The organism is Nocardia sp. NPDC052254, assembly GCF_040679495.1.
Classification (GTDB): Bacteria; Actinomycetota; Actinomycetes; order Mycobacteriales; family Mycobacteriaceae; genus Nocardia.
Genome location: NZ_JBFAUW010000002.1, coordinates 337,336 through 362,280, shown reverse-complemented (window position 1 = coordinate 362,280; position 24,945 = coordinate 337,336). Strand labels below are relative to the sequence as shown.

Genomic DNA, 24,945 nt, shown 5'->3' with positions numbered 1-24,945 from the left:
GTGACAGCGCGGCCCAGCGGCCGGTAACCGCCCGACCTGGGCGGTTACCGCCGAGTATGCGCAAACGGCGAGCCCGCAGCCAACTGCCAGTAATGTCGTATCCGTGCCGCGTATCGCCTATTTCGGGCCGTCGGGAACTTTCACCGAGATGGCCCTCGCCCAACTCGAATCCGCCCACACCTTCGACGGACCGGTCGAGCGCATCGCCGCGCCCAGTCAGGGCGCCACGCTCGAGATGGTTCGCGACGGCGTGGCCGACGGCGGGGTGGTCCCGATCGAGAGTTCGGTCGAGGGCTCGATCTCGGCGACCCTGGACGCGCTCGCCACCGGTCCGCGGTTACAGATCGTGGCCGAGACCGAATTGGATGTGGCGTTCACGATCGTCGGCCGGCCCGGTGTGGAACCGGCACAGGTGGCCACGATCGCGGCCTATCCGGTGGCCGCCGCCCAGGTACGACTGTGGCTGGCGGACCGGCTCCCGCACGCGCGGTTGTACACCTCGGCCTCCAATGCCGCCGCGGCCGAGGATGTGGTGGCGGGTCACGCGGATGCCGCGGTGTCGACCACGCTGGCGGGCGAGCGCCTGGGGCTGACCGTGCTCGCCACCGGGGTCGCCGACCACGATCAGGCCGTCACCCGTTTCGTCCTGGTGACCCCGCCGCGGCAGGCGCCCGCGCGCACCGGCGCCGACCGCACCTCACTGGTGGTGCTGGAGCTGGCCAACGAGCCGGGTTCGCTGATGCGGGTCTTCGCCGAATTCGCCTCGCGCGGAGTGGACCTCACGCGCATCGAATCCCGGCCCACACGTACCGGAATGGGTACGTACCGTTTCTACCTCGACTGCGTCGGTCATATCGATGACACCGCCGTGGCCGAGGCGCTCAAGGCACTGCATCGGACGGCGGGCAGGATCCGGTATCTGGGTTCGTGGCCGGCCATTTCTCCGAGCGGTTCGCCACCGCCGGCCGACGGCCCGGCGGCGGCGTGGTTGGACGATGTGAAGAAGGGGGTGAACGCTTCATGAGCGAATCCCGCGAATCGGCAGCAATACCCGATCCCGGCCGTGTCCCCGGCAGACTGGTGCTCGTACGCCACGGTGAGACCGAGGGCAATGTCGCCAAGGTGCTCGATACCCGGGTGCCGGGTCTGCCACTCACCGAACGAGGTGTGGCGCAGGCCAAATTGTTCGCGGCGCGGTTGATCGTGCCACCTGCCCGGCTGTATTCGTCGGTCGCGCTCCGGGCGCGACAGACCGCCGAGTACATCGAATCGGGCACGGGGGTGTCGGCCGAGGTTCTCGACGACGTGTACGAGGTTCAGGTCGGCGAGCTGGAAGGTCTGGGTTCCGATGCGGCGCATCGGGAATTCCAGCGGGTGTACCGGTCCTGGCATCTGGGTGAGATCGATTCCCGGTTACCCGGTGGCGAATCGGGTGCGGAGGTGCTCGAGCGGTATCTGCCGGTGGTGGAACAACTTCGGGCCGACCATCTCGCGCCCGGTTCGGAATCCGGCGATGTCCTGCTGGTGAGCCACGGTGCCGTCATGCGGCTGGTGGCCCGCGAACTCACCGGTGTGGCGCCGCCGTTCACGACCAACAATCATCTGGGCAATACCGAGACGATCGAGATGGTGCCGACCCCGGGCGGTGGCTGGACCTGCGTGCGATGGGGCCACTACACCCCACCCTTCGGAGTCGCCGAACCCGTGGCCGACGATCCGATGGGATAGCGGATCAGATCAGGCCCGGGGTCACCGGCTTGAAATCCGCACGCAGCGGGAGTTTTTCGATCAGGTCCTTGATGGCCGTCCGCAGGCGCCCCGAGGTTCCGCCCGCCAGGGAGGTCCACATGACCTCGTCGTCGGAGCGGGTCGTGACGCAGATGAACCGGCCGTTGCGGGTGTTGTACACCGCGATCATGCCGTCGGCGACATCGCGGCTGCCATCGTTGTACACGACCCCGACGATCGAAGCGTGCGAGAGGATTTCGACGAGCGCCGAGCCCAGCACCTGTGCGTCACGTGGTGGCCGACCCACCCGGCTCAGCCGCTGGGTGGTGGTGGCCGCGTCCCCGGCATCGCCGAGAATCGGTTTGAGTTCCTCGGTGAGGACGTTCATCCCGCTGAGTTCGAGCGGATCCGCCGGGCCCAGCGCCGCCATGATGGTGCCCGGCAGATCGTGCCCGGCCTCGTCGATGGTGAAGGAATTCGGGCCGCGCAGGGCGACGACATCGATATCGTCGCCCTTGGCCAGGCAGAAGCGGTTCACTCGATCGCCGACATACCAGCGCATCGCGATCACCCAGTGTGGGCGATACAACCCGCGCAACCGGTCCGCCAGATCCCGGTGCACCTCACGGTCGACGAGAAGATCACGTGCGGTGAGGGATTCGGCGGCAGCCTTCATCGCCGCATCGTGGTCGGTGACGTTGTCGTAGCGGCCGATCGCGTCCAGTACGACCGGCATCTCGTCGAGTTCCAGTTCCTCTACCAGGAACTGGAACTCGTCGAGCGACAGCACCACGCTCTCGAGTGAGGCCGACCCGCGACCTTCGCCGAGAATTGTCACTCAGCGTTCCTCGATCGTATTTCCGCCGCCGATGACGCCCGCCGCGATGATCCGGCCGTCGGCGAAGTGCTCACCGCGCAGGTAGTCGTTGCCGGCGTGCTGGCCCTCGTCGTCATCGTCGTGAACCTGGCGGCCCAGCAACGGATTACCGGAGCCGTTGCCGACCCGGGCAGGACCCGGCGTGCCCGGCTGGCCGGGACCCGATGCCGCCACCTGCGTGGTCGGCGTCTCGCCGATGACATTGCCCGCGCCCCAGCCCTCGGGCAGTTTCAGTGCGCCCGCGCCGTTGCCGATGCCGACCGAACTTCCGCCGAAGGACACCGCCCGGGTGGCGGCCGCACCGCCCGCCATGGCAACTCCGCCGATACCGCCCATCATCATCGGCGACATGCTCGACGTGGCGCCCGTGTGAGTGGCGGCGGCAATGGCGGTACCCGCCGCATTGCCCGCGGTCGACACCCCGGTGGAGGCCACCGAGCCGGCGACATTGGCGGCCTGGGTGGCGGCGCTGACCACCGACGGATTGCTGGCGAATGCCTGCGCCGCCGCGACCGCGCTCTGCATCGGGTCACCGCTGCCCTGTGCCGAGGACGCGGCACCGCTGTCGGCCAGACCCGCGCCGGCCGCGATCGGCGGCGGCGGCGCGAATTCGGCCGGCGTCGCCGTCATGGCCTCGACGGTGGATTCATAGGTGTCCATGACCAGGGCAGCCTGGATATCCAGTGCCAACTTGGCCGATTCGGCGATCTCGGCGCTGCCGTCGAGGTCGCCACCGTGCGCATGGGCCGCCACCCGAGCCGAATCGACCGCCGCGATCTCGGGCAGGCTCGGCATGGCCAGGCTCGCAACGGTATTGGCGGTAGCGTGCCCCGACGCCTTGGCGGCCATGGCAGCGGCCTGTACCCCCTGCTGTTCGGCCCAGCCGGTGAAGCCGGCCAGCTTAGCGAGCGCGACGGTGCCGTTGACACCCACCATGCCGACGCCGAGTTCGGCCATCACCCGGGCCGCGGTGGCGGTCGCGTCCACCCATGCGGCGGTCAGGCCGCCCCATCCGGTGGCGGCCGCCGAGGCCGGAATCGCATGCGGCCCTGCGGTGAGCAGACTCGAGTTGCCTTCGGCCATGCGGGGCAGGAAATAGATCCCCGTCAATCCTGCGGTCATTGTGTCTCCCCTGAATGAATGATGCGGTGAAGGATTGCCGGGTCAGAACTGGATCGCCGCGGTGGCCGCGGCCTGGATCGCGTCGTCGGCGATGAAGGTGGCCAACTGCTGACGCAGGATCGCCGCCGCGTGATGCAGTTCCAGGATGGCCTGGGCCACCGCGCGATCGTGGCTGAATGCGCCTTCGTTGAGATGCGTGGCCGCCATCAGGGAGACCTCCTCGGCACCGGCCGGAACGACGTGGGTGGCCGGACCGCTCAATGCGCTGGCGGCAGCGAGACGTTCGGCGAGCAGGTCGAGTTCTGCCGAGGCCGCGAGGACGACTTCGGGCTGTACACCGAGCAAACCAACCATGACTCGAACTCCTTCTTGTGGCGGCTGTGCAAGTGTCGAGCCGACCGCCCCCCGAGTACCGCACCGGCGCTCGGACAGTACGACCGACCCTTCGGTGGAACCACGAGAATTCCCCCTACGAGATGATTGGATGCGACAGACCCCGGTTCGGTTCCCTCGAATCACGAATCACTTCGACTTTACCGCTTTCGCGCGTAAAGCCTAGCCCCATCCCAGCTCATGCAGTCGCTCTTCGTCAATCCCGAAATAGTGAGCTATCTCATGGATCACAGTGATCGCGACTTCCTCGATGACCTGCTGTTCGTTCTCGCACAGCTCGAGGATCGTGTCCCGGAAGATCGTCACCGTATCCGGTAGCGCACCACCGTATTGGCTGTCCACCCGGTCGGTGAGCGCGATGCCGTGATACAGGCCGAGCAGGTGCGGATCGTCGGGATCGCGCGGCTCGATCAGAATGACCACATTGTCGATGGCGCCGGCCAGGGCGGGCGGGATCGTATCCAGCGCATCGCCGACCAATTCCTCGAATCGGCTCTGCGACATCGACACCGGCATGGTCAGCGCGGGATCGGCGCGGGTGCGGCGCCCGGCAGCGGCGCCGGGGTGGAACGGCCCGAACTCGGCGGCGCCACCGGGGCCTGGCCGTCGATCAGCACATCTCCCTTGGCCGAACCGGTGATCGTCGAGAACCCGTCCTGAGATCCTTTGCCCACCAGGCAGTTCAGCTTACGGCTGCCGGCCAGCCAGCTGCGGGCATCGAGGCTGTCCCAGAAGATCGTCAGCGTCTTGTTGATCAGCGCGTCCTGCCCGCCGAGGTAATCGCCTGCGGCCCGGGCGCATTCGTCCTGCATGAACGAATCCTGATCGGAATTCGCGGGCGGACCGCCGTTGAAGTGGGTGCTCAGATCGACGGTCGACATCGCCTCGTAGGCATGTGGCTGACCACAGGGGACCGGCTCGTTCGTGGGCAGATTCTGGTTGATGCCGATGCAGGTGCCCGGATCGAAGATCCGGGACTGATCGCTGTCACGTACCCGGCCCACGGTCTGCTGGGTGGCGTTGCCGGTCGCGCTGACCAGTTGCAGACCGCACCGGATGGTCCGGTCACCGTTGCGCCAGCCCGGCTCGCCGGGATTGACCATGCCGACCACGAACCGTCCGCGTGGATCGAGCCGCCCGCCGAGATATGCGGCCGCGGCCGGCGCGCAGTGCTCGTCGCGCAACTCGGCGAAGCGCAGCGAATCCGGGAAGGCCGAACCGAGGCCGAATTCACGGCCCGGATACCGGCTCAGATCGATATCGGAGGTGACCTCGAACAGATGCTTGTCGGCGCAGTTGACCTTGGTCAGGTCCAGTGTCTTGGCGCTCGTCCAGGTGAGGCAGTCGCCGGTCTTGGCGGCGCCGAAGGCGGCATCGGCGCGACCGGGAGGTTTGCCCGACCCGGGATCGCGCGCCTCGAGCCCGTGCGAACTGCGGAATCCGGTGATGGACAGTGTCACCAGGGCGGCGACCACGGCCCCGATGGCGACGGCGAGCAGTCCCCAGCGCAGCCGATGTGGATGCAGGGCCTTCTCGGCGGCCTCGGCATCGCCGGTCTCCGCGTCGAAGGGTGCGTCCCGGTCGTTGTCGCCGGGCCTCGAACGCCGGCGTCCACCCGCTGGGGACCGACGACGTTTCGCCCCGGCACGCCCACGACGGGGCATGTCGGATGTTTCGTTTTCCGGTTCCGGCGCCGCGGGCGCCCCATGGTCGGAGGACATCGCCGTCCATCATGGCAGGCGCCCCGCGGACGCTGCCACGATCGGTGCGGTTTCGGTCCGATCCGTGGCGATGATCCCGGGCGAAGATCCTGGAGAAAACCCGGTGGACGCCGCCCACTAGGCTGATCACCCATGATCGACCTCCGATTCCTGCGTGAGAATCCCGATGCGGTCCGTGCCTCGCAGCGTGTCCGCGGCGAGGACCCCGCGCTGGTGGATGCCCTGCTCGAGGCGGATGCGGCCCGGCGTGCGGCGGTTGCGACGGCGGACAATCTGCGTGCCGAGCAGAAGGCGCTGGGCAAGAAGGTCGGCAAGGCGTCCCCGGACGAGCGCCCCGCGCTGCTGGCACACGGGCAGGAACTGTCGGCGAAGGTGAAGGAGGCCGAGGCCGCCGAGAACGCCGCCGACGCCGAACTCGACACCGCTCACCGCGCGATCTCGAATGTGGTCCAGGAGGGCGCACCGGCCGGTGGTGAGGACGATTTCGTCCTGCTCGAGACGGTCGGCACTCCCACCGAATTCGATTTCACCCCGCGCGATCACGTGGATCTGGGCGAGTCGCTGGGGCTGTTCGACATGGAACGCGGCGCGAAGGTGTCCGGTGCCCGGTTCTACTTCCTGACCGGTTACGGCGCGCTGTTGCAGCTCGGTCTGCTGCAGCTGGCCGCCCAGCGCGCCACCGCCAACGGTTTCACCATGATGATCCCGCCGGTGCTGGTGCGCCCGGAGATCATGGCCGGTACCGGCTTCCTGGGCCAGCATTCGGCCGAGGTCTACCACCTCGCCGACGACGATCTGTACCTCGTCGGCACCTCGGAGGTCCCGCTGGCCGGCTACCACTCGGGCGAGATCCTCGACCTGAGCGCCGGGCCGAAGCGATACGCGGGCTGGTCCTCGTGTTTCCGCCGCGAGGCCGGAAGCTACGGCAAGGACACCCGCGGCATCATCCGGGTGCACCAGTTCGACAAGGTCGAGATGTTCGTCTACTGCCGTCCCGAGGACGCCGACGCCGAACATCGGCGCCTGCTGGAATGGGAGAAGGAGATGCTCGCCGCGATCGAGGTGCCCTACCGGGTGATCGATGTCGCGGGCGGCGATCTGGGAAGCTCGGCGGCCCGCAAATTCGATTGCGAGGCCTGGGTGCCCACCCAGCAGACCTATCGCGAGCTCACCTCTACCTCGAACTGCACCACCTTCCAGGCCCGCCGCCTGTCGGTGCGCTATCGCGACGAGAACAACAAACCGCAGATCGCCGCGACCCTGAACGGAACCCTCGCGACCACCCGGTGGATCGTGGCGCTGCTGGAGAACCATCAGCAGGCCGACGGTTCGGTCCGGGTACCCGCCGCGCTGGTGCCGTTCGTGGGTCGTGAGGTGCTCGAGCCGCCGCGGTGAGATCGATCGCGAATCCACCGGTTGTGACAACTGCCCTGTACCGCGTTGTCTAGGCTGGACGACGTGCGAGGACTCGGGTCCCGCGGCGATAACCGTACGCAGGTTCGGGCGGCATCGGCGCTGGCGACGGCAATGGTCATGGCTCGGACCACCGGGGCGTTCTACGTCATGGGCGGGGTCTTGGGCCTGTTGATCACTGCCATCGCACCGGGTGACGAGGGAAATCGGCCGCTGGTCGGGTGCGCGGCGGGGGTCGCGCTGCTGCTGGGTGCGAGTCTGCTGATCTGGGGCCCGCGGCTACCGCATTCGGTCCACCATGTCTACGTCGCGGTCGCGACGGTGCTGGTCACGATCGCGGTGCACTGGTTCCCCAATACCGTCGGCGCCATCACGCTGGCGGCTTTCTATGTCTTCGTGGCCGCCGATGCGGCGATCTTCTTCGCCTGGCGGTGGACCGCGGCGCACGTCTTGTTCGCCATGGCGCTGTGCCTGTGGGTCGTTCCGTCGCGGGGGTTGCCCTGGTGGTCGGGCATCATCCCGGCGGGTATCACCGTGGGCGTCGGCATCGTGGTCGGCATCCTCACCCGGATGGCGGCGGACGCCGATATCGATACGCTCACCGGTCTGCTGAATCGCCGCGGCTTCGACAGGGCGCTCAACAGTGCCATCGGCCATGCCGGCCGCACCGGTCAGAGCCTGGCACTGGTCCTGGTGGATCTGGACCGGTTCCAGAAGATCAACGACCATCTCGGCCATCGCGCCGGTGACGCGGTGCTGCAGCGCGTGTCCGACAGCTGGTCCGAACTGCTGACCCCGGATCAGGTGCTGGCGCGCTACGGCGGCGACGCCTTCGCCCTGCTGCTGCCGGGCACCACCGAACAGGCCGCGATTCTGCTCACCGAGCAGTTGCGCGCAGCGATCACCACCGGCTGCTCCGCGGGTGTCACCTCATGGCAGCCGGGGGAATCCGGATCGCTGCTGGTGAGTCGCGCCGATGTGGGTCTGTACCGGGCCAAGCAGGCGGGCCGCAATCGCACGGTACTGGAATCCTCGCGGCAGCAGCCGCTGGCGGTGGAACTGCGCGAGGCCATCGATACCGGCGCACTCGATGTGCACTATCAGCCCATCGTGAGCCTCGGCGCGGACGGTGCCCAGGCGGTCGGGGTGGAGGCGCTGCTGCGCTGGTCGTCGAATGCGCAGCCCGATGTCACCACCGAGGGCCTGATCCGGGTCGCCGAGGAATACGACCTGATCTCCGATCTGGACGAGCTGGTACTTCGGCGCGCCTGCGCCGACGCCGCCCGCCTGCAGGAGACCTTCGCGCAACTGAATCTGACGCTGAACGTGAACGTCAGTGGCCTGGAGCTGGCCGAGAGTGAGTACGCCGAACGGGTTTCCACCATCCTGGCCGATACCGGCTGGCCCGCGGACCAGCTCGTCCTCGAGGTCACCGAGAGCGAATTGGCCGCCGAATCCCAGACCGCGATCCAGAATCTGCACAGGTTGCGTGACAACGGCGTTCGCATCGCCATCGATGATTTCGGTACCGGCTACTCCTCGCTGAGCCGCCTGGCCACCATCCCCAGCGATATCCTGAAGGTCGACCAGTCCTTCGTGGCCGCGATCCGTTCCGACTCACCCGCGCCGCCGCTACTGGGTGTGATTGCGGCACTGAGCAAATCGCTGGATCTGCAGGTGATCGCCGAGGGGGTGGAGACCGAATATCAGGCGGCGGTGCTCACCGAACTGGGATTCGCGCTGGCTCAGGGCTACCACTACAGCGATTCGCATCCGGTCTCCGAACTGATCGGCGATCTGAACACCAGCCGCGGTCTGGTCAGCGCCGGCACCACCGACCGAGATTTCGCCGCTCAGGGGTGGATCCCGGTGGAGAACAACGGTTTCGGTTCGGAGGGGCTGGACCATCGGGGCTGAGCCGTCGGCATACGCACTCGGGTATCCGGTTCCCGGATCGGCCGTGACGGATCCGCGGCCGTGATCGCCGCCCGGCCCGTGCGAACACCTCCGCGAGCCGATGTCCGGCGTCGGCTCGGTGTGATTCTGGGACTGTCCTGCGGCGCGGGTGTGGCCGTTCAGGCGCGGATCAACGGTGATCTCGGCGATCGGCTGAACGACGGAATCGCCGCGGCCGTCATCAGTTTCGGATCGGGTCTGGTCGTGCTGCTGATCGCCTGCTGTTGCAGCGGACGGATGCGCGCGGGCCTGGGCGCGATCCGCCGGGCGGTCCGTACCGGCCCGCTGCGGTGGTGGCAGTTGCTGGGCGGATTGTGTGGCGCGTTCTTCGTGGCCACACAGGGCTTGTCCGTGGCCACGATCGGCGTCACCGCGTTCACCATCGCGGTGGTGGCGGGCCAGCTGACCAGCGGTCTGGTGGTGGACCGATTGGGGGTGGGCCCGGCCGGGGTCACCCTGGTGACACCGGTGCGATTCGGTGCGGCGGCCTTGGCGATCGGCGCGGTGGGTATCGCCGCACTGGGCCGATCCGGTGGTGCGTCCGGAACTGCCGGTGGCGCGGCGTATCTGCTCATCGTCCTGCCGGCCCTGGCCGGTCTCGGCCTGGCCTGGCAGCAGGCGGTCAACGGCCGGATCGGGACGGTCGGCGGGCCGTTGTCGGCGACCACGATCAATTTCGCGGCCGGAACCGCCGGGCTGCTGGTGGTGGAGGTCGTTCAGATCGCGCGAATCGGCTGGCCCACACGCTTTCCCACGGAACCGTGGTTGTACGCCGGCGGCGTGATCGGGGTCTTCTTCATCGCGGTGGCAGCCCTGATCGTGCGCTGGATCGGGGTCCTGGTCTTCGGCTTGACCTCGGTATCGGGCCAGTTGGCCGCCTCGGTGATACTCGACGTCGTGCTGTCGGCCGGCCCGGGTCTGTCGGCCGGCGCGGTGATCGGCTGCGCCCTGACACTGGTTGCCGCCGCCATCGCGGTGTTCCGCAAGCCGGAATCGGCCTCACGACCCGAACGCGCGTAAGGCTGTCTCCACCAACGCATCCGCGTAGGACTCGCTCAGTGGTCCGGAACGCAGCAGCCAACGCTGCTGGAGCGGTGCGTAGAGCACTTCCAGCAGCAGATCGAGATCGGCGTCGGCGCGCAGTTGACCGGCCTGCTGTGCACTGCGGAGCCGGACCTTCTTCGCCTCGTCCATCGGTCTGCCCAGCAGCCGGTCGTACTGTTCGGCGAGATCCGGGTCATTGATGATCTCGGTATTGAGCGCGCGGATGGGCCGCTCGAATTCCGGATCGGCGAATTCCGCGACCGTCGCTCGCATGACGAGTTTGAGATCGGCCTCGATATCGCCGGTGTCGGGCAGCGCCACCCCGTCTCCGTCCGTATCGCCGAGGGCGAGGAACGATTCGAAGATCACCGCGCCCTTGCTCGGCCACCAGCGGTAGATCGTCTGTTTGCCGACTCCGGCGCGTGCGGCGATGGACTCGATCGACACCTTGCGATAGCCGACCTCGGCGATCAGCGCGCGGGTCGCGGCCAGGATCGCCTGCCGCGAGCGTTCGCTGCGCCGGGAGCTGCCGGGTTTCTCGGTTTCGGGCACGGGCCGAGCTTAACAGTGAATCGAGACGCAACGGTTCGTGTTGACAATACGCTCCGATGCTGTCACTCTGATCGAGACGAGACGCACCGTCTCGGTTTGAGAGGATGTGAGCAGCATATGACCACCGGCAAGGTGTGGTTCATCACCGGCGCTTCCCGCGGGCTGGGCCGCGCGTTCACCGATGCCGCGCTGGCCGCGGGCGACCGGGTCGTGGCCGCCGCCCGCGATGTCGAACCGCTGCGGGCATCGGCCACCGAATATCCGGATCGCCTCGTACCGCTCGCACTGGACATCACCGACAGACAGGCCGTCTTCACCGCGGTCGAGCGCGCGGTGTCCGTATTCGGCCGGCTCGACGTCGTGGTCAACAACGCGGGCGCGATGCTGTACGGAATGGTCGAGGAGGCCACCGAGGAGCAGGCGCGCGCGCACCTGGACGTCAATTTCTTCGGCGCCGTCTGGGTCGTCCAGGCCGTTCTGCCGCACCTGCGCGCCCAGGGGCACGGCCGCATCCTCCAGGTCACCTCGATGGGTGCCGCCGGTGGCATGGCCACGGTCGGCTTCTACGGTGCGGGTAAGGCGGCGCTGGCCTCACTCACCGAGGCGCTGGCCATGGAGGTCGAGCAATTCGGCATCAAGGTCACGAATCTGGAGATGGGCGGATATGCCACGGGCCTGTTCACCACCGGCACCACGACGACTGCGGTTCGGCCGGAATACGAGGCCCTGCACGATGAGATCGCCCGCATGTGGGGTGACGAAGCCGGTCCGGCTCCGAGTACCGCGGCCCCGGTGATCATGAAACTGGCGGAACTGCCCGACCCGCCGCGCTATCTGATCGTCGGGAGCGGCTCCTTCGACCACGTCGAAGAACTCTCCGCCGCCCGCGCCGAGGGGCATCGCCACTGGGAGGAGTTGAGCCGGTTGGCACCCGGATGAATCACAGCTTGCGGGAACGCAGTTCGTGCCCCTTGGAGGTCTTGCAGCGCCCGGTCTCCAGATCCCACTGCCAGCCGTGCAGATTGCAGGTGAGGGTATTGCCCTCCACCACACCGAATTTCGACAGGTCGGCCTTCAGGTGCGGGCAGCGGCGCTGCACCTCCCAGCCCGCGAGCTCGCAGGACGCCGAATCGTCGTGGGCTTCGTTGAACCAGCCGTCGGCGTAGGCGATCCGCTCGTCGGTGAGACATTTGAAGAAGGTGTACAGGAATTCGTTGTAGCCGCCGATCCGCCAGGTGGTGAAGCGGGTCGACAGGAAGATGGTGTTCACCCAGTCGGGTTCGTTGTCGCGCAGTACGGTGCGTACCAGCTGCGGGGCGATCCGGAAACCGTAGCGGTACTTGCCTTCTCCCTCGATCGGCTCGCGCACGACCCGTTTCGGGAAGTCCAGCACCACGGTTTCGGAGCCCATGACCAGGCCGACGGGATAGCCGATCCCGTCGCAGATCAGGTCGCTCTGCGCCATGATCGGCTCGAACAACTCCCTGAGCTGCGGCAGCAGCGGTGCACCCGCTTCGCTTGCCCATGAGGCCTTTTCCCGCTCGATCGCGGGTGCGAGCCGTTGCGCCATCCGCTCGATGTAACCGGCCTTGTCGTCGTAGATCTCGGCCGGATCGAACGGATGGGTGAGGTCGAGTTCCTTACCGTGCACATCGGCCGTCGAGCCCGGAATCATCAGCACCCCACCGGCATTGCCGTGGATGCGCATCTGCTCCAGGAAAACCATCTGGTCCGGGAAGATGTTGCCGTTGTCGGTGGAGTAGCGGTTCTCACCGTCGTCGTTGAGGTACCGCAGCTCGTCGTCGAGGAAGACCGGCGGCCCGGCCGAGGGCACCACCCAGGTTGCTCCGACCTGCTCGATGTAGCTGCGCGCGCGATCCATACCGCGCTGCCGCTTCTGCTTACCGAAATTCGCCTTGGTCTTGCTGGGGATGTCGTAGACCATCGGGTACCAGATCGCGCCCGAGTACTGCAGCAGATGGATGTCGATGTGCCCGAACTGCTCGTGCAGCACATCCATGTCCACCGGCCGCGCGTCGTTCATGTTGAAGCACACGGTCTCGCGGTCGGAGACGACCAGGCCGGAATCGCCGATGGGGCCGTCGGCCGGCGCCCGCAACGCGATGATCATGATGTCGATCTCGTGCCCGTCGCGGCCGGTGATCGTGTGCTTGACCGAGTCCTGGGTCTCGAAGAACTTGTGGAAGCCCAGCTTCTCCAGTTCGCGCTGCAGATCCGGCACCGGATAGTCCGGGAGCAGGACGGTGGCGTCCTTGTTGACGTGGTCGATCAGGTTCTGCGCGTCGAAATGGTCGCGGTGCAGATGGGAGACGTAGAGGTAATCGCAGTTGCCCAGCTCGTCCCAGTCCAGCCCGGTGTTGTCCGGAAACGGGACCCAGGACGCGAAGTAGGCCGGATTCACCCACGGATCGCAGAGGATCGTCCCGGCCGCGGTGCGGATGTGAAACCCGGCATGTCCGACGCTGGTGATCTGCACGAAGAAAGTCCCTCCTGAACCCGGCTACCAGCCATCCAGGGTAGCGGTTGGGTGGTCACCGGCAGCCTGAGGGGCGATTGTGCCGGGATCGATATCGGTTGCTTCGGAGCTGTTGCGATGACCGTCGCGCCGGAGCAGTGTGAGGAATACCGGTGGCGCCACCGGGGCGCTGCCCCGAGTACAGAGGGAGCGGACCGTGTACGCACGTTCTACAACTTTTCAGGCGAAGCCCTCCGCGATGGACGCCGGGATCGCGCACATGCGCGACGAGGTGATGGCGGCCTTGACGGACATGCCCGGCTGCGTCGGGATGTCGCTGCTGGTCGACCGGCACTCCGGCCGCTGCATCGCGACCACGTCGTGGGAGTCCGAGGAGACGATGCGGGAGAGCGCCGATCGGGTGCGCTCGTTCCGTGATCACGCCACCCGGCTGTTCGGTGCCGATACGACACGGGTCGAGCAGTGGGAGGTCGGTGTCATGCATCGCGATCATCACCTACCCGAGGGCGCGTGTGCCCAGCTCACCTGGGCCCAAGCCCAGGATCCGAGCCGATTCGATTCGGCGGTCGAGACCTACAAGTCCATGGTGGCGGCGCAGCTGGAACCTCTGTCGGGGTTCTGCAGTGCCAGCCTGCTGGTCGACCGGGCGGGCGGCCGCGGCGTCGCATGCGAGACATTCGACAGCCGCGACGCGATGGAACGCAACCGTGACCAGCTCGCCGCCATGCGGCGCGAGGGCACCCGCCGGGCCGGTGTCGATGTACTCGACGTGGGCGAATTCGAGATCGCGCTCGCCCATCTGCGCGTCCCCGAACTGGTCTGAGGGGTAGCGCCACCATCGCAAACCGCAGGAGCTACCCGCGGGCTGTTTCCGCGACGAATCGGTGTGCGGCGGGTCATCACGGCCGGATGCTTCAGGCCGATACGTCGCCGATGCAGTAGCCCCGGTCGGTCGCCCTCACGATGTACGCCCGGTCCTGCTGGGTTCCGTTCGCGGTGACCGTCGCCGAAATCGAGAGATACGTACCGTTCAGGGCGGTGGAGCTGATCGACTGGTCGGCGAAGGCGGTCGGAGTGGCGAGCTTGCCGGATTCGGTCGCCAGCGGTGGCCGGGCCGAACGTCCGCCGCCGCTCGGATCCCAGCCGGTGTCCACCGTGCACAGCAACGGATGCGTACTCTCCTCGTCCGCCGCGTCGAGCGGGTGCCCGGTCTGGCGGGCGAGATAGCGGCGGACGAGGTGGCGGGCCTCGGCGGTCTGTGATTCGCTCGCGGTCCCGAATTCGATCTCGGTTCCCGCCGGATAGACGCGAGGGCAGGCATAACCGGTGGCGATGTCGGCGCGCTCGGCCACCACCGTCACCGCATCGGTGCTCCCGGTCGCCGGCTTCCACTCGACGGCCGTGCCGGTGTCGCTACCGGGCTGAGCCAGCGCCGCCAGAATGGCCGACTTGTCGGCGTACATCGTGTCGACATTGCGGGGCGCGATCATCCAGCATTTGGCTTCCAGTTCCGCGGGCGTGAGCCGCTGCAGATCCGCAGCCCAGCGACCGACAGCCGCGGTGGTCTGCGCATCGGCTGTCACCGAGGCGGCTGTCACGGGGGAATCGGGGGGCGATGCGGGCTCCGCCGAGCGGATCTGCGTCGCCGCGGATTGTGTTGTCGCCGACGAGGAATCGTCGCGGTGGAAGTCGGTGCCCTCGATGCCGACCTGCGAATCGCAGCCGGCGATGATGCCCGCCACCAGCACTGCCAGGCCACCCGCGCGCATCGCCGCGCCCACACCTCCTCGTGGTTTCCGTCCGCCTGCGCGTGCTGCTGGACTGGAGATCTCCACGGCGCTGAACCTCGTTTCCTGTGCGGCGGTCGGTGGCGAGAATGTGACAGCGACTACGCTAGCGGAATTGTGGAACCCGTATACCGGACGATCATCGGCCTGGCTCGGACCGTCTTCTTCGTGCAGGGACTGAAATTCGAGGTCACGGGCGCGGAGAACATCCCCGCCGAGGGTGGCGCGGTCATCACCATCAACCACACCGGCTATATGGATTTCACCTATGCCGGTCTGCCCGCCCGGACGCCGAAGCGCTACATCCGGTTCATGGCGAAGAAGGAAGTCTTCGACAACTCGATCTCCGGGCCGATCATGCGCGCACTGCGCCACATCCCGGTCGATCGCGGTGCGGGCGCGGACTCCTACCAGGCGGCCGTCGACTATCTTCGCCGCGGCGAACTGGTGGGTGTGTATCCCGAGGCGACCATCAGCCGCAGTTTCGAGGTCAAGGAATTCAAATCCGGTGCGGCGCGGATGGCGGTCGAGGCCGGGGTGCCCATCATCCCCATGACGATCTGGGGCGCTCAGCGCGTGTGGACCAAGGGGCATCCGAAGCGTCTGGGGCGCACCAATACTCCGATCTCGATCGCGGTCGGTGAGCCGATCGTCCCGCCCGCCGAGGCCGATGAGAAGGCACTGGCGGAATTGACCGAGACGGTGCGCAGCCAGATGCAGGAGATGTTGCTCGGCCTGCAGAAGAATTATTCGCACGAGCCGGGCGCATACTGGGTTCCGGCCCGATTGGGCGGCGGCGCACCGACACTGGAGGAGGCCGACGCCATGGACGCGGCCGAGGCGAAGGCCAAAGCGGAGGCGCGGGCAGCACGCCGCGCGGCGGAAGCGGGAAGCGCCGATACCTGAGTGGTCGGTACCGACAGGAGTTTCACCAGATGACGCGAGAGCCGGTTTTCGACGTCCTCACCGGACTCGTCCGAACCATGTTCTGGGCGCAGGGCCTGCGGATCGATATCGCCGGCGGCGAACATATTCCGCGCATCGGCGGCGCGGTCCTGGCGGTCAACCACACGGCCTATCTCGACTTCATGGAGGTCGGCCTGGTCGGCCGTGAATCCGGCCGCAACGTCCGCTACATGATGAAGGCCGAACTCGAACACGGCATCGTCGGCTGGTTGATGAAGCACTGCAAGGCGATCGGCGTCGACCGTACCGCCGGCGCCGAGTCCTACGGGCGCGCGGTGACATCCCTTCGTGACGGTGAGATCGTGGTCGTCTATCCCGAAGCGACCATCAGCCGCAGTTTCGAATTGAAGGAATTCAAATCCGGTGCCGCGCGCATGGCCATCGAGGCCGATGTTCCGATCATTCCCATGACGATCTGGGGTGCTCAACGCGTCTGGACCAAAGACATTCCGAAACAACTGGGCCGCAATAATTTCCCGGTGCACATCCGCATCGGTGAACCGATACCTCCTCGCGGAACCGCCGACGACCTGACCGCCGAATTACGTTCGAGTATGGAGAAATTGCTCGATCTGGCGCAGCGGGACTACGAGATGCCGAAGGGCGCGCGCTGGGTTCCGGCGCGGCTCGGCGGGACGGCGCCGACTCCGGAACAGGCGAAGGTGCTCGAGCAGGAGGAAATGGAGCGGCGACGCGCGGCGAAAGCTCGCCGCACGCAGCGGTGATCGCGATCAGAACGTGGTGAAACCGATACTGCCGTAGCCGCCGTAACTGAAACCGCGCCGGACCGGAACCGGAATCCGCCGTGAATTGTCCCAATCCCTCGGCGTCACCGCGCGCCACCATATTTCGAAATCGATACCGCTGTCACGTTCGATCTCGGCTCGGTCCGCGTCCTTCCAGCGCAATGTCCAGCCCTCGGTTTCCCCGGCGATATCCGCGAGCTTCGCGACGAGTGCCGAGGTATCCCACGGCGAATCGGGGGACAGGACGATCTCGACCGTCCGCGCGGTGCGATCGACTCGACAGTCCCACCGGGCGCGGTCGGCGACGCCACGAATTCGTTCCTCCCGCCGGGCCCGGGCGGCCTCCTCGTCGCGCGTCGCCCGGATCGCCTGGGCGGCGATCTGGTCCCGTATCGGGCGATACCGCTCGTCGACGCTCCGGAACCCGTCCACGAACCGATCGATCGCCGGTTGCAGGGAACTCTTGCGCCACCGTCGCACGAACGGACGCGGACCACCGGCGTTCATCAATCCGCGGCCGCGGCCGAGGGGCCCCACCTTCAGGCCGAGATCTTCCAGGAGCCGCGATTGGGCGGCGCCGAGCCCCGCCCACGCGGTGGCCAATGCCGTTGCCCAGCGGTCGAGTTCAGCATCGGACGCGAGAATCGCGCCGATGAGTCCGTTCGCCGGAAGGTGCGTGCTCGCGCTGTGGGCCAACATCACCCAGGAATCCTCGTAGGGATCCGGATTCGAGGGGTCGATCTGGTAATACTCGAAAGTCAGCGGGCCCGAGCCGATCTTCCGGGTGTCGTAGCTGCCGTCATCCACGATGCGGGTGAAATCGACGATGTAACTCATCGGCGCGACATGACCCATGGGCAGGCTCCCTCGCTGGTGATGATCCCAGCATATCGTCCGAATGCCTGGCGTAACAGGATATTCGCCGCCCCGCACGGCGAACTCGGGTGCCCGCGGCGACGCGGGTACCGATCGCAAGATCGATGTCGGTGTCGATTATGCTGTGCCGGATTGTGTTTCATTGGATGGGGAGAACAATGCACATTTCGAAAATTGCCGCCTACGTTGTGACCGTTGCGGCATCTGTCACCGGAATACTCACCGCCACTGCGGTTTCCGACAATGCACCGAAGGCCGATGCGCAACCGATGATCGAGCCTGTGGTGCATTACGGTCCGGTGAACAGTTATGCGATGAGCGACGATGCGAGTTGCTTCATCGATTACACGACGTGGATCGATCGTGATCCCGCGCAACCCGCACGCGTCGTCGGGCACATTCGGCCGCTGAACACCCGCGCGACAATTCCGGGCCTGCCCGCACCGGCGCACTGTTCGGTGACCCTGGTCGACACGACCCTGACCGACCTGGACATCCTGGGGCATCCGACAGCGCCGGGTGGGCCCGACGCGCCGATGTTCGGATTGCTGGGTGAGGCCGTCCACATCGATTCGGGACCTGCCGGTGGCGCGGCCGCGGAGGTCACCCTGCCCTATCAGCCGAATGCCTCCGCCGTCGCGGTGCGCTTCATGCCGCAGGCGATGCTCTACCCGATATTCGGTGCGTATGTGGCGCAGCCGTTGATCGGGCCGAGTACCGCTTTCGACCTGCACTGAAATTCGCAGCGCGGCAAACGCTCCCGAGCTTCGCGCTCGAGGAATCACCGCGGCTGCTCGAGACCACCGAGCACCGGCTCGGGCAATTCGGCCGGTCGCCGCGGCGTCCGGTCCTCGAACATCGGGCCGACGAGTTGCGCTCCGACCGCGAGGCCCTCGGGGGAACGCCCGGCGGGGATCGCGGTGGCGGGCAGTCCGGGCATGGTGGTCAGTCCGGCCCAGGCGATCTGATCGCGGGACGGGTAGCGACACCGTCGTGATCGCACACCAGGATGAATGTCTCACCGGGCGGGCCTCCAGGTCGCCGGACGGGCGTTCCGGACCGTGCGCCGCCGAACCGGGGCGGGATAATATGTTCGCGCTTGCGCACATATTGTCCTATTCTGGAGTCGGGCGAGCTGGAGGCAGGTGTGATCGAGGTATTGCGGCATCCGCGGTTCCGGAGGCTGTTCACCGCGCAGGTGGTGGCGCTGACCGGAACGGGACTGCTCACGGTGGCGTTGGGGCTGCTGGCCTACGACCTCGCCGGACGCGGCGCGGGTGCGGTGCTCGGGACCGCGTTGGCCGTCAAGATGGTCGCGTATGTGGTTGTGGCGCCCGTGGTTTCGGCGCTGGCCGAGCGGGTGCCGCGCCGGGTGCTGCTGGTTTCGGCGGACGCGATCCGGTTGCTGATCGCGCTCATGCTGCCGTTCGTCGGTGAGATCTGGCAGATCTATGTGCTGATCTTCGTCCTGCAATCCGCGTCGGCCACCTTCACTCCGGCCTTCCAGGCGGTGATTCCGGCGGTGCTGCCCGATGAACGCGACTACACCCGGGCGCTGTCGCTCTCGCGCATGGCCTACGACCTGGAATCACTGCTGAGTCCGGCACTGGCGGCCGTACTGCTCGCGGTGGCGAGTTACAACCGGCTGTTTCTCGGGACGGCACTGGGGTTCGCGGTATCGGCCGTGATGGTGCTGGGCACACCGCTGCCGCGCCTGGTTCCGGTGGATCGTGAGATTCCCCTGGTGCGGCGGATCACTCGCGGTGCCGGGATCATGCTGTCGCGACCGGTGCTCCGCGGCCTGCTGGCGATGAATCTCGCGGTCGCCGCGGCCACCGCGCTGGTGGTCGTGAACACCGTCGTCTATGTGCGGGATCTGCTGCACGCTCCGGCGTGGGCGGTCGGCTTCGCCCTCGCGGTCTTCGGTGGCGGTTCGATGGTGATCGCACTGTGCGTGCCGCGGCTGGTCGGCCGGATGTCCGATCGGCAACTGATGCTCACCGGCTGCGCGATACTGCCGGCCGGACTGTGCGCCGCGGCGCTGCTGCCGGTGGCGCCGGACGGGGGGCGGTGGGTCCTGCTGGTGGCGGTCTGGGCGGGCCTCGGCGCGGGCACCTCACTGATCAACACCCCGTCGGCCCGGTTGCTCCGCGCCGAATCCGGGCCCGATACCCGCACCGCCGTGTTCACCGCACAATTCTCCCTGTCGCACGCCTGTTTCCTGATCACCTACCCGATCGCCGGCTGGATCGGCGCCGCGCTGGGGCAATTCGCGGCCGCCGCCGTACTCGCGGTGCTGGCTACACTTGCGACAGTGACGGCCGCGCGGATGTGGCCGGTCGACACCGCCTCGGGTGTCGAGAAGGTGTCGACAGGAGCCCGATGAATTCAGCGGACGGCCCGGCGGCAGCACCCGGCGCCAGCCTCGAACATCCGGTCTCCTTCGACCGCGCCCATCTCGAGGCCGCGACCTCCGCCTTCGCCATGCTCGCCGACCCCACCCGGCTGCACATCATGTTGTTGCTCGCCGCCGCCGAATCCGATGTCACCGCTCTCACCGCGGCCTGCGGAGCTTCCCGCACCGCCGTGAGCCAGCATCTGGCCAAACTCCGATTCACCGGAATGGTCGAGACCCGTCGCGAGGGCCGCCACGTCATCTATCGCATCCGTGATGGTCACCTCGCCCGGCTGGTCCGCGAGGGGATCAACCTCGCCGACCACATCGTCACCGGTGAACCGCCACACGCCTGATCATCGGCGAACCGTGACACGCGCCGGTTCCGTCGTTCTCCGATCGTTCCCGCGATCGCCCGAACCGGCGAATACCGTTGCCGCCCCGCCGGCTCCGACCGCGGTCGCAATCCAGAAGGCTGCCGGGAATCCGGCACCGAGCGAGTTCAGCACCACCGCGGCGCCGAGCTGACTGCCGACCGCGCCGCCGATGGTGCGGGCAATCGTGTTGATGCCATTGGCCGTTGCGGCACGCGCCGGATCGACCGTGCGATGGATCTGCGCGGGCAGGGCGGCCATGACCAGGCCGGTGCCGATCCCGATGGGCAGGGCACACAGCGCCAACTGCCATGGTCGGCCGTGGACCGACGCGAGCATTGCCGCGCCGATCGCGGCGAGCAGCAGGCCGACGGTCAGCGGCGAGCGCGACCCACGCTGGGCGATCACCCGTCCCGCGAGGGCGCCGGCCGGTAGCACCAGCAGTGTGGAGGGCAGCATGACCAGCCCCGCGACCGTCACCGAATCACCGAAACCGCCTGTCGCCCGCGGCGATTCGGTCAGTCGGGGAACCAGGACGTAATACATGAACTGCACCGTCCCCAGGACGAAGGCCGCCAGGTGCGCGATGCCGACCGGGCGGTGCAGAACCAGTTCCATATCGATCAGCGGATGCCGCGAACGCCGCTCCACCGCGGCGAAGCCGGTCAGCGCGCTCAGGCCGCCGAGAAACAGAATCCAGACCGCCGGTGAGAACCAGCCGTTGGACGGGCCCACCGTCAATGCCAGCAGAATTCCCGCCAGGCCGGCGGCGAGAAGTGCCGTACCGATCGGGTCGGATCCACCGGCCGGCTGTCCGTCATCAGCGGGAACGTAGCGGTAGGTGAGTATCAGGGCTGCGGCCACGAGCAGCGCGCCGACCACGAAAAGCCAACGCCACGAACCATGATCGACGATCAGCCCGCCGCAGACCAGTGCGATTCCCGCGGCACCGCCGACCAGCCCGGACAGCAGGCCCAGCCCGCCGTGTACCCGCTCGGCCGGAAGAATGCTCGGCACCGTCCCGAATGCCAGCGGCAGGATCGCGAGGCTGATTCCCTGACCCGCCCGGGCCGCGATCAGTACCCCGATATCCGGGGCGGCCATCGCGAGGATCGTGGCGGCCAGATAGGCGACCAGTACCCAGAGCAGTACCCGGCGGCGTCCGAAGCGGTCCCCGAGGCGGCTCGCGACCGGGGTGAGAATGGCGCTGGACAACAACGGCGCGCTCATCACCGCCCAGGTCGCCGCGGTGGCGCCGGTATGTAACCCGCCCTGGATGATGCCGATCGCCGGAACCAGCATGGTTTGCATCAGGCCGTAGGACAGCACACCCAGTGCCAGGGCTGTCATGGCCGCTTTCGTCCGTATCTCGGGCTGCATCGGTCCCGCCTTCCTCCCTGTGCGAACGTTGTTCGCGTTAGGTGAACCTAACTCTTGCGAACGATGTTCGCAAGAGTTGGATGTGGTGCGGCGGGAGGGTTACCGCCGGAGAACGGGTGGCTACTCTCGAAGTTGGGTGTACAGGAGGTGAGATGCGCGCGGAACCGCTGAGCCGGGCCGGAATCGTCGCCGCGGCGCGCCGGATCGCCGATGCGGAGGGTCTGGCCGCGTTGACCCTGCGGCGGGTGGCTCAGGAGCTCAGCACCGGGCAGGCGTCGCTCTATCGGCACATCACCGATCGCCGGGAACTGCTGGCACTGTTGAACGACGACCTGGCCCGCTCGTTCCCGGTGGTGGACAAGGGAACTCCACGTGAGCGCCTCACCGCACAATGGCTCGGCGCACACCGCGTCCTGCTGGCGCATCCGTGGGCCGCCGGTGTGGTCACCGATGCCTCCACGTCCACCGCCGCCGCCCTGCCGTTCGCCGAATCCGCCCTGGCCGCCCTGCTGGCGGCCGACCTGGACCCGGCCACGGCGGCCCATACCTATCGCGCACTCTGGCATCTGCTCATCGGCCACGTCGTCAACGAACATCCGCTCGGCCATCCGGGCATCGATCTCGACCCCGGCGCCTATCCCGCACTCACGGCCGCCCGGCCGTATCTGTCGGCGAATCCGGAAACCGAATTCGAATGGGCGCTGCGGAACCTACTGGACCAGGTCCTGCGCGGGACGGAGTGAGCGGTCCGGCGGCACGAAATCACCGCCCGTGATTCAGCTCGGGTCCGAACCGCGAATGGCCGCGAACCAGACCGCGAGTCCAGCCGCCACGACCGTCGCTCCGATGAAGGCCGGAAATCCGCCGCCGGCGACGTAGATCCAGAACAGTGCCAGAAACGGTGCCGCGACAGCGAATTGGGCATCGAGGAGCAGGCGGCGGCCCAGCCTGATGGCAGCGGCGGCGTGTGCCGGGCCGTCGGGGTCGGCCCGGGTCGGATTGTCGACCATGCGGCCCTTGGGTTCGGTACGTCGGACGGCGCCGGCCGGGAACAGGCGCAGGCCCCGCACGCGCACGGTGGATTCGAACGAACCGGTGGTCTCGGTCAGGGTGACCAGTGCCGGATCGAAATAGACCGGGAGCCAATGGGTCCGGCCATCGACGATGAACTCCAGCCACGAGCGGCTGAGCAGCTGAAACTGCTGGCGCACTCGCTTCACCCGGAATTCCCCGGCCGGAACCGTCCGCCAGGGCCCCACCCCGAATGCCACCGCGAGCCGGAACCCGCTGTAGCCCAGCACGACAAAACCCACCGCCGCCAGCATGGCCAGCTGCTCCGGATCGGCGAACGGCGCCCAGGCGAGACATATCACCAGGGCGCCGATCGTGGTGAGTACCGGATACGCCAGCGGATGGCCGGTACCGGAAATCACTTCAGGAAGCCGACTTTCGTCCAGTCGGGCGTGGCCAGGCCGAAGGCGCCGTAGTTGGCGACATTGGATCGGGCCGGGATGATGCCGGCGGACTGCAGCAGCGTCAGCGAATGCCCCTCGGCCCAGATCTGCTGGTCGGTCTGGTTCGCCAGCTCGATGGCCTTGTTCGGATCCAGTTCGGAGACGGTCCGTTCGATCTGATCATTGAGTTCCGGGGAACCGATCCGACCGAAGTTGCCCTGCATGTCGTTCGGGTTGTAACCCCAGATCTGGTTGATGTTGCCCAGCGGGAACGGGTCTCCGACCCAGGAGAACTGCGCGAGATCGAAGTCGCCCTTCTGGAACACATTCGTGAACAGGCCCTGTGCGGGCCGGGTGTCGATGGTGAGTTTCACCCCGATCTTGGCCAGTGTCTGCTGCATGATCTGCGCCATCTGCACCCAGGACGGCTGGTTGTACATCACATCGCGGATCTCGAGTTTGCGCCCGTCCTTCTCGCGCACGTCGCCGTTGAGTTTCCAGCCCAGCGCATCGAGTTCGCGGGCAGCGGCATCGGGGTCGAACGGCAGGCTGTTGTCCTGATATCCCTTCTGCCCCGCCACGTAGATGTGATTGTTCAGCGGCTTGGGGTTGGCGACCAGGCCGTTCTGGATGGCATTCGCGATGCCCTGCCGATCGATGGCCTTCGCGATCGCGACGCGCAGTTTCGGATCGGCGAGAATCGACCCGGGTGCGCCGTTGAACGTCAGGTGCGACCATTGCACCGCCGGCGCCCGATGGATGGCCACATCCGGAATGCCCTGGGCCGTGACGAAATCGGCCCGGTCGGAGATCCCGGAGATTCCGACGGCGTCGAGTTCGTTGTTCTGCAACGCCGGCACCCAGGCGGGCTGGTCGAGCACGCTGAAGGTGATGGTGTCCAGCTTCGGCGGTGCGCCCCACCATTTCGGATTGCGGGCGAGGGTGATCCGTCCCTGGGTGCGGTCGGTGGACTGGACCACGAACGGCCCGGACGTCACCTTGATCTCGTTGGCGATGCTCTTGTTGAACGCCTCCGGTGTGGAGGTCACGGACTTCGGAAACAGGAAGGTGTTTCCGGCGAACTGCCCCTTCCACTCGCCGAAGTGCTTGCTGTAGGTCAGCACCGCCTGGCGGTCGTCGACGCCGCGCTCGACCTTCGCCACCCGATCGAAGCCGCCGTTGGTGGCGAGCAGGTATCCCGGATTGCGGCCACTGAGCGCCTCGGCCTGAGAGGCGATGTCCTCCCACGTGATCGGCGTTCCGTCCGACCACACCGCTTTCGGATTGATGGTGTAGGTGACCTGCTGCGGATCGGTGCCGGTGAGCTCCACACTCGTGAAGTAGTCGGTGTCGAGATGGGGAACACCGGCGGCATCCACGCGGAACGCCTGCGGCATCATCGGCCGCTCGACGGTGGTGTAATCGATTTGGTTGCCGTCGATCTGGAGGGTGTTCCAGTTCTGCGGGAACTCCCCGATCGGCACCCGGAAATTGCCGCCGTCGCGCAGATCGGCGACATCGTGCGGATTGATGTCACTGGTCGTGCCGAGATCCGAACTCCCGGTTCCCGTCGTGGTGCCCCCACACCCCGACAACAGCATTCCGATGGCGACCGCCGGTATCGCGATTCGGGTCATCGTCGAACGAATCCGCATGGTTTCGCT

The 24,945-nt window shown here is 67.1% G+C and carries 26 protein-coding genes; 13 read left to right on the top strand and 13 right to left on the bottom strand.

Annotated elements, in window-relative coordinates; translation table 11 throughout:
- Positions 1 to 103 precede the first annotated feature (103 nt).
- The gene (gene pheA, locus AB0L57_RS06600; protein ID WP_364958213.1) at positions 104 to 1,024 is read left to right on the top strand and encodes a prephenate dehydratase; all 921 of its coding nucleotides are present in this window, start codon (positions 104 to 106) and stop codon (positions 1,022 to 1,024) included.
- Positions 1,021 to 1,728: a histidine phosphatase family protein gene (locus AB0L57_RS06595; RefSeq protein WP_364958210.1), complete on the top strand. Its 708-nt coding sequence runs from the start codon at positions 1,021 to 1,023 to the stop codon at positions 1,726 to 1,728. Before pheA ends, AB0L57_RS06595 begins: the two co-directional genes overlap by 4 nt.
- A 4-nt stretch (positions 1,729 to 1,732) precedes the next feature.
- Here the strand turns inward: AB0L57_RS06595 and AB0L57_RS06590 are convergent, their stop codons facing one another.
- From AB0L57_RS06590 to AB0L57_RS06570, 5 genes are all read right to left on the bottom strand, one after another.
- Positions 1,733 to 2,566: an ESX secretion-associated protein EspG gene (locus tag AB0L57_RS06590; protein WP_364958207.1), complete on the bottom strand. Its 834-nt coding sequence runs from the start codon at positions 2,564 to 2,566 to the stop codon at positions 1,733 to 1,735.
- The gene (locus tag AB0L57_RS06585; RefSeq protein ID WP_364958205.1) at positions 2,567 to 3,727 is read right to left on the bottom strand and encodes a PPE domain-containing protein; all 1,161 of its coding nucleotides are present in this window, start codon (positions 3,725 to 3,727) and stop codon (positions 2,567 to 2,569) included. It abuts the gene before it with no gap.
- A 42-nt stretch (positions 3,728 to 3,769) separates the two neighbouring features.
- Positions 3,770 to 4,081 carry a PE family protein gene (locus tag AB0L57_RS06580; RefSeq protein WP_364958202.1) on the bottom strand — a complete coding sequence of 104 codons (312 nt, stop codon included), beginning with the start codon at positions 4,079 to 4,081 and terminating at the stop codon, positions 3,770 to 3,772.
- Between the two features lie 201 nt (positions 4,082 to 4,282).
- Complete coding sequence (locus AB0L57_RS06575; protein ID WP_364958199.1) at positions 4,283 to 4,636, bottom strand: metallopeptidase family protein; 354 nt, start codon at positions 4,634 to 4,636, stop codon at positions 4,283 to 4,285.
- A 2-nt stretch (positions 4,637 to 4,638) separates the two neighbouring features.
- Complete coding sequence (locus AB0L57_RS06570) at positions 4,639 to 5,784, bottom strand: septum formation family protein (protein ID WP_364958196.1); 1,146 nt, start codon at positions 5,782 to 5,784, stop codon at positions 4,639 to 4,641.
- A gap of 189 nt (positions 5,785 to 5,973) precedes the next feature.
- Here AB0L57_RS06570 and serS point away from each other — a divergent pair, with 189 nt between their 5' ends.
- The 3 genes from serS (at position 5,974) to AB0L57_RS06555 (ending at position 10,230) form a co-directional block, all read left to right on the top strand.
- On the top strand, positions 5,974 to 7,236 hold the full coding sequence (gene serS / locus AB0L57_RS06565; RefSeq protein ID WP_364958193.1) for a serine--tRNA ligase: 1,263 nt from the start codon (positions 5,974 to 5,976) through the stop codon (positions 7,234 to 7,236).
- A 138-nt stretch (positions 7,237 to 7,374) separates the two neighbouring features.
- Entirely contained in the window at positions 7,375 to 9,171 is a 1,797-nt protein-coding gene (locus tag AB0L57_RS06560) for a bifunctional diguanylate cyclase/phosphodiesterase (protein ID WP_364958191.1), read from the top strand.
- 60 nt (positions 9,172 to 9,231) lie between these two features.
- On the top strand, positions 9,232 to 10,230 hold the full coding sequence (locus AB0L57_RS06555; RefSeq protein ID WP_364958188.1) for a DMT family transporter: 999 nt from the start codon (positions 9,232 to 9,234) through the stop codon (positions 10,228 to 10,230).
- Here the strand turns inward: AB0L57_RS06555 and AB0L57_RS06550 are convergent.
- Positions 10,210 to 10,806 (bottom strand): TetR/AcrR family transcriptional regulator, encoded by a 597-nt coding sequence (locus AB0L57_RS06550; protein WP_364958185.1) that lies wholly within the window; start codon positions 10,804 to 10,806, stop codon positions 10,210 to 10,212. The two genes, AB0L57_RS06555 and AB0L57_RS06550, sit on opposite strands and share 21 nt — an antisense overlap.
- A gap of 117 nt (positions 10,807 to 10,923) precedes the next feature.
- Here AB0L57_RS06550 and AB0L57_RS06545 point away from each other — a divergent pair, with 117 nt between their 5' ends.
- On the top strand, positions 10,924 to 11,745 hold the full coding sequence (locus AB0L57_RS06545; protein WP_364958183.1) for an SDR family NAD(P)-dependent oxidoreductase: 822 nt from the start codon (positions 10,924 to 10,926) through the stop codon (positions 11,743 to 11,745).
- Position 11,746: 1 nt separating this feature from the next.
- On the opposite strand, the gene AB0L57_RS06540 is transcribed toward AB0L57_RS06545, so the two are convergent.
- A complete protein-coding gene (locus AB0L57_RS06540; RefSeq protein ID WP_364958180.1) occupies positions 11,747 to 13,303 on the bottom strand; it encodes a Rieske 2Fe-2S domain-containing protein in 1,557 nt (518 codons plus the stop codon).
- A gap of 196 nt (positions 13,304 to 13,499) precedes the next feature.
- On the opposite strand from AB0L57_RS06540, the gene AB0L57_RS06535 reads away from it, so the two are divergent.
- Positions 13,500 to 14,126 carry an antibiotic biosynthesis monooxygenase gene (locus AB0L57_RS06535; protein ID WP_364958177.1) on the top strand — a complete coding sequence of 209 codons (627 nt, stop codon included), beginning with the start codon at positions 13,500 to 13,502 and terminating at the stop codon, positions 14,124 to 14,126.
- Positions 14,127 to 14,217: 91 nt separating this feature from the next.
- On the opposite strand, the gene AB0L57_RS06530 is transcribed toward AB0L57_RS06535, so the two are convergent.
- Positions 14,218 to 15,084 carry a hypothetical protein gene (locus AB0L57_RS06530; protein ID WP_364958173.1) on the bottom strand — a complete coding sequence of 289 codons (867 nt, stop codon included), beginning with the start codon at positions 15,082 to 15,084 and terminating at the stop codon, positions 14,218 to 14,220.
- Positions 15,085 to 15,207: 123 nt separating this feature from the next.
- Here AB0L57_RS06530 and AB0L57_RS06525 point away from each other — a divergent pair, with 123 nt between their 5' ends.
- Together AB0L57_RS06525 and AB0L57_RS06520 are read left to right on the top strand one after the other, a co-directional pair.
- Complete coding sequence (locus tag AB0L57_RS06525; RefSeq protein WP_364958170.1) at positions 15,208 to 15,996, top strand: lysophospholipid acyltransferase family protein; 789 nt, start codon at positions 15,208 to 15,210, stop codon at positions 15,994 to 15,996.
- A gap of 29 nt (positions 15,997 to 16,025) precedes the next feature.
- On the top strand, positions 16,026 to 16,781 hold the full coding sequence (locus AB0L57_RS06520) for a lysophospholipid acyltransferase family protein (protein ID WP_364958167.1): 756 nt from the start codon (positions 16,026 to 16,028) through the stop codon (positions 16,779 to 16,781).
- Between the two features lie 6 nt (positions 16,782 to 16,787).
- On the opposite strand, the gene AB0L57_RS06515 is transcribed toward AB0L57_RS06520, so the two are convergent.
- Positions 16,788 to 17,657, bottom strand: coding sequence for a hypothetical protein (locus AB0L57_RS06515; RefSeq protein ID WP_364958165.1), 870 nt, complete (start codon positions 17,655 to 17,657; stop codon positions 16,788 to 16,790).
- 335 nt (positions 17,658 to 17,992) lie between these two features.
- On the opposite strand from AB0L57_RS06515, the gene AB0L57_RS06510 reads away from it, so the two are divergent.
- Complete coding sequence (locus AB0L57_RS06510; protein WP_364958162.1) at positions 17,993 to 18,415, top strand: hypothetical protein; 423 nt, start codon at positions 17,993 to 17,995, stop codon at positions 18,413 to 18,415.
- Between the two features lie 44 nt (positions 18,416 to 18,459).
- Here the strand turns inward: AB0L57_RS06510 and AB0L57_RS06505 are convergent, their stop codons facing one another.
- The gene (locus AB0L57_RS06505) at positions 18,460 to 18,681 is read right to left on the bottom strand and encodes a hypothetical protein (RefSeq protein ID WP_364958160.1); all 222 of its coding nucleotides are present in this window, start codon (positions 18,679 to 18,681) and stop codon (positions 18,460 to 18,462) included.
- A 144-nt stretch (positions 18,682 to 18,825) separates the two neighbouring features.
- Between AB0L57_RS06505 and AB0L57_RS06500 the strand changes: the two genes are divergently transcribed.
- Together AB0L57_RS06500 and AB0L57_RS06495 are read left to right on the top strand one after the other, a co-directional pair.
- On the top strand, positions 18,826 to 20,064 hold the full coding sequence (locus tag AB0L57_RS06500) for an MFS transporter (RefSeq protein WP_364958157.1): 1,239 nt from the start codon (positions 18,826 to 18,828) through the stop codon (positions 20,062 to 20,064).
- Positions 20,061 to 20,429, top strand: a complete 369-nt coding sequence (locus tag AB0L57_RS06495; RefSeq protein WP_364958154.1) for a metalloregulator ArsR/SmtB family transcription factor — start codon at positions 20,061 to 20,063, stop codon at positions 20,427 to 20,429. The genes AB0L57_RS06500 and AB0L57_RS06495 overlap by 4 nt, the downstream gene beginning before the upstream one ends.
- Here AB0L57_RS06495 and AB0L57_RS06490 read toward each other — a convergent pair whose 3' ends face one another.
- Positions 20,430 to 21,797: an MFS transporter gene (locus tag AB0L57_RS06490; RefSeq protein ID WP_364958151.1), complete on the bottom strand. Its 1,368-nt coding sequence runs from the start codon at positions 21,795 to 21,797 to the stop codon at positions 20,430 to 20,432. It abuts the gene before it with no gap.
- A 182-nt stretch (positions 21,798 to 21,979) separates the two neighbouring features.
- Between AB0L57_RS06490 and AB0L57_RS06485 the strand changes: the two genes are divergently transcribed.
- The gene (locus AB0L57_RS06485; RefSeq protein ID WP_364958148.1) at positions 21,980 to 22,570 is read left to right on the top strand and encodes a TetR family transcriptional regulator; all 591 of its coding nucleotides are present in this window, start codon (positions 21,980 to 21,982) and stop codon (positions 22,568 to 22,570) included.
- 33 nt (positions 22,571 to 22,603) lie between these two features.
- On the opposite strand, the gene AB0L57_RS06480 is transcribed toward AB0L57_RS06485, so the two are convergent.
- Positions 22,604 to 23,260, bottom strand: a complete 657-nt coding sequence (locus AB0L57_RS06480; RefSeq protein WP_364958145.1) for a hypothetical protein — start codon at positions 23,258 to 23,260, stop codon at positions 22,604 to 22,606.
- Entirely contained in the window at positions 23,257 to 24,936 is a 1,680-nt protein-coding gene (locus AB0L57_RS06475) for an ABC transporter family substrate-binding protein (protein WP_364958142.1), read from the bottom strand. Before AB0L57_RS06475 ends, AB0L57_RS06480 begins: the two co-directional genes overlap by 4 nt.
- Between the last annotated feature and the right edge of the window lie 9 nt (positions 24,937 to 24,945).

Excerpts from the sequence above, each read along its gene's own strand:
- AB0L57_RS06595 (WP_364958210.1), top strand. The coding sequence starts at position 1,021 with ATGAGCGAATCCCGCGAATCGGCAGCAATACCCGATCCCGGCCGTGTC.
- AB0L57_RS06585 (WP_364958205.1), bottom strand. The coding sequence starts at position 3,727 with ATGACCGCAGGATTGACGGGGATCTATTTCCTGCCCCGCATGGCCGAA.
- AB0L57_RS06580 (WP_364958202.1), bottom strand. The coding sequence starts at position 4,081 with ATGGTTGGTTTGCTCGGTGTACAGCCCGAAGTCGTCCTCGCGGCCTCG.
- AB0L57_RS06575 (WP_364958199.1), bottom strand. The coding sequence starts at position 4,636 with ATGCCGGTGTCGATGTCGCAGAGCCGATTCGAGGAATTGGTCGGCGAT.
- AB0L57_RS06570 (WP_364958196.1), bottom strand. The coding sequence starts at position 5,784 with ATGCCCCGTCGTGGGCGTGCCGGGGCGAAACGTCGTCGGTCCCCAGCG.
- serS (WP_364958193.1), top strand. The coding sequence starts at position 5,974 with ATGATCGACCTCCGATTCCTGCGTGAGAATCCCGATGCGGTCCGTGCC.
- AB0L57_RS06560 (WP_364958191.1), top strand. The coding sequence starts at position 7,375 with ATGGCTCGGACCACCGGGGCGTTCTACGTCATGGGCGGGGTCTTGGGC.
- AB0L57_RS06545 (WP_364958183.1), top strand. The coding sequence starts at position 10,924 with ATGACCACCGGCAAGGTGTGGTTCATCACCGGCGCTTCCCGCGGGCTG.
- AB0L57_RS06520 (WP_364958167.1), top strand. The coding sequence starts at position 16,026 with ATGACGCGAGAGCCGGTTTTCGACGTCCTCACCGGACTCGTCCGAACC.
- AB0L57_RS06515 (WP_364958165.1), bottom strand. The coding sequence starts at position 17,657 with ATGGGTCATGTCGCGCCGATGAGTTACATCGTCGATTTCACCCGCATC.
- AB0L57_RS06510 (WP_364958162.1), top strand. The coding sequence starts at position 17,993 with ATGAGCGACGATGCGAGTTGCTTCATCGATTACACGACGTGGATCGAT.
- AB0L57_RS06495 (WP_364958154.1), top strand. The coding sequence starts at position 20,061 with ATGAATTCAGCGGACGGCCCGGCGGCAGCACCCGGCGCCAGCCTCGAA.
- AB0L57_RS06490 (WP_364958151.1), bottom strand. The coding sequence starts at position 21,797 with ATGACAGCCCTGGCACTGGGTGTGCTGTCCTACGGCCTGATGCAAACC.
- AB0L57_RS06485 (WP_364958148.1), top strand. The coding sequence starts at position 21,980 with ATGCGCGCGGAACCGCTGAGCCGGGCCGGAATCGTCGCCGCGGCGCGC.
- AB0L57_RS06475 (WP_364958142.1), bottom strand. The coding sequence starts at position 24,936 with ATGCGGATTCGTTCGACGATGACCCGAATCGCGATACCGGCGGTCGCC.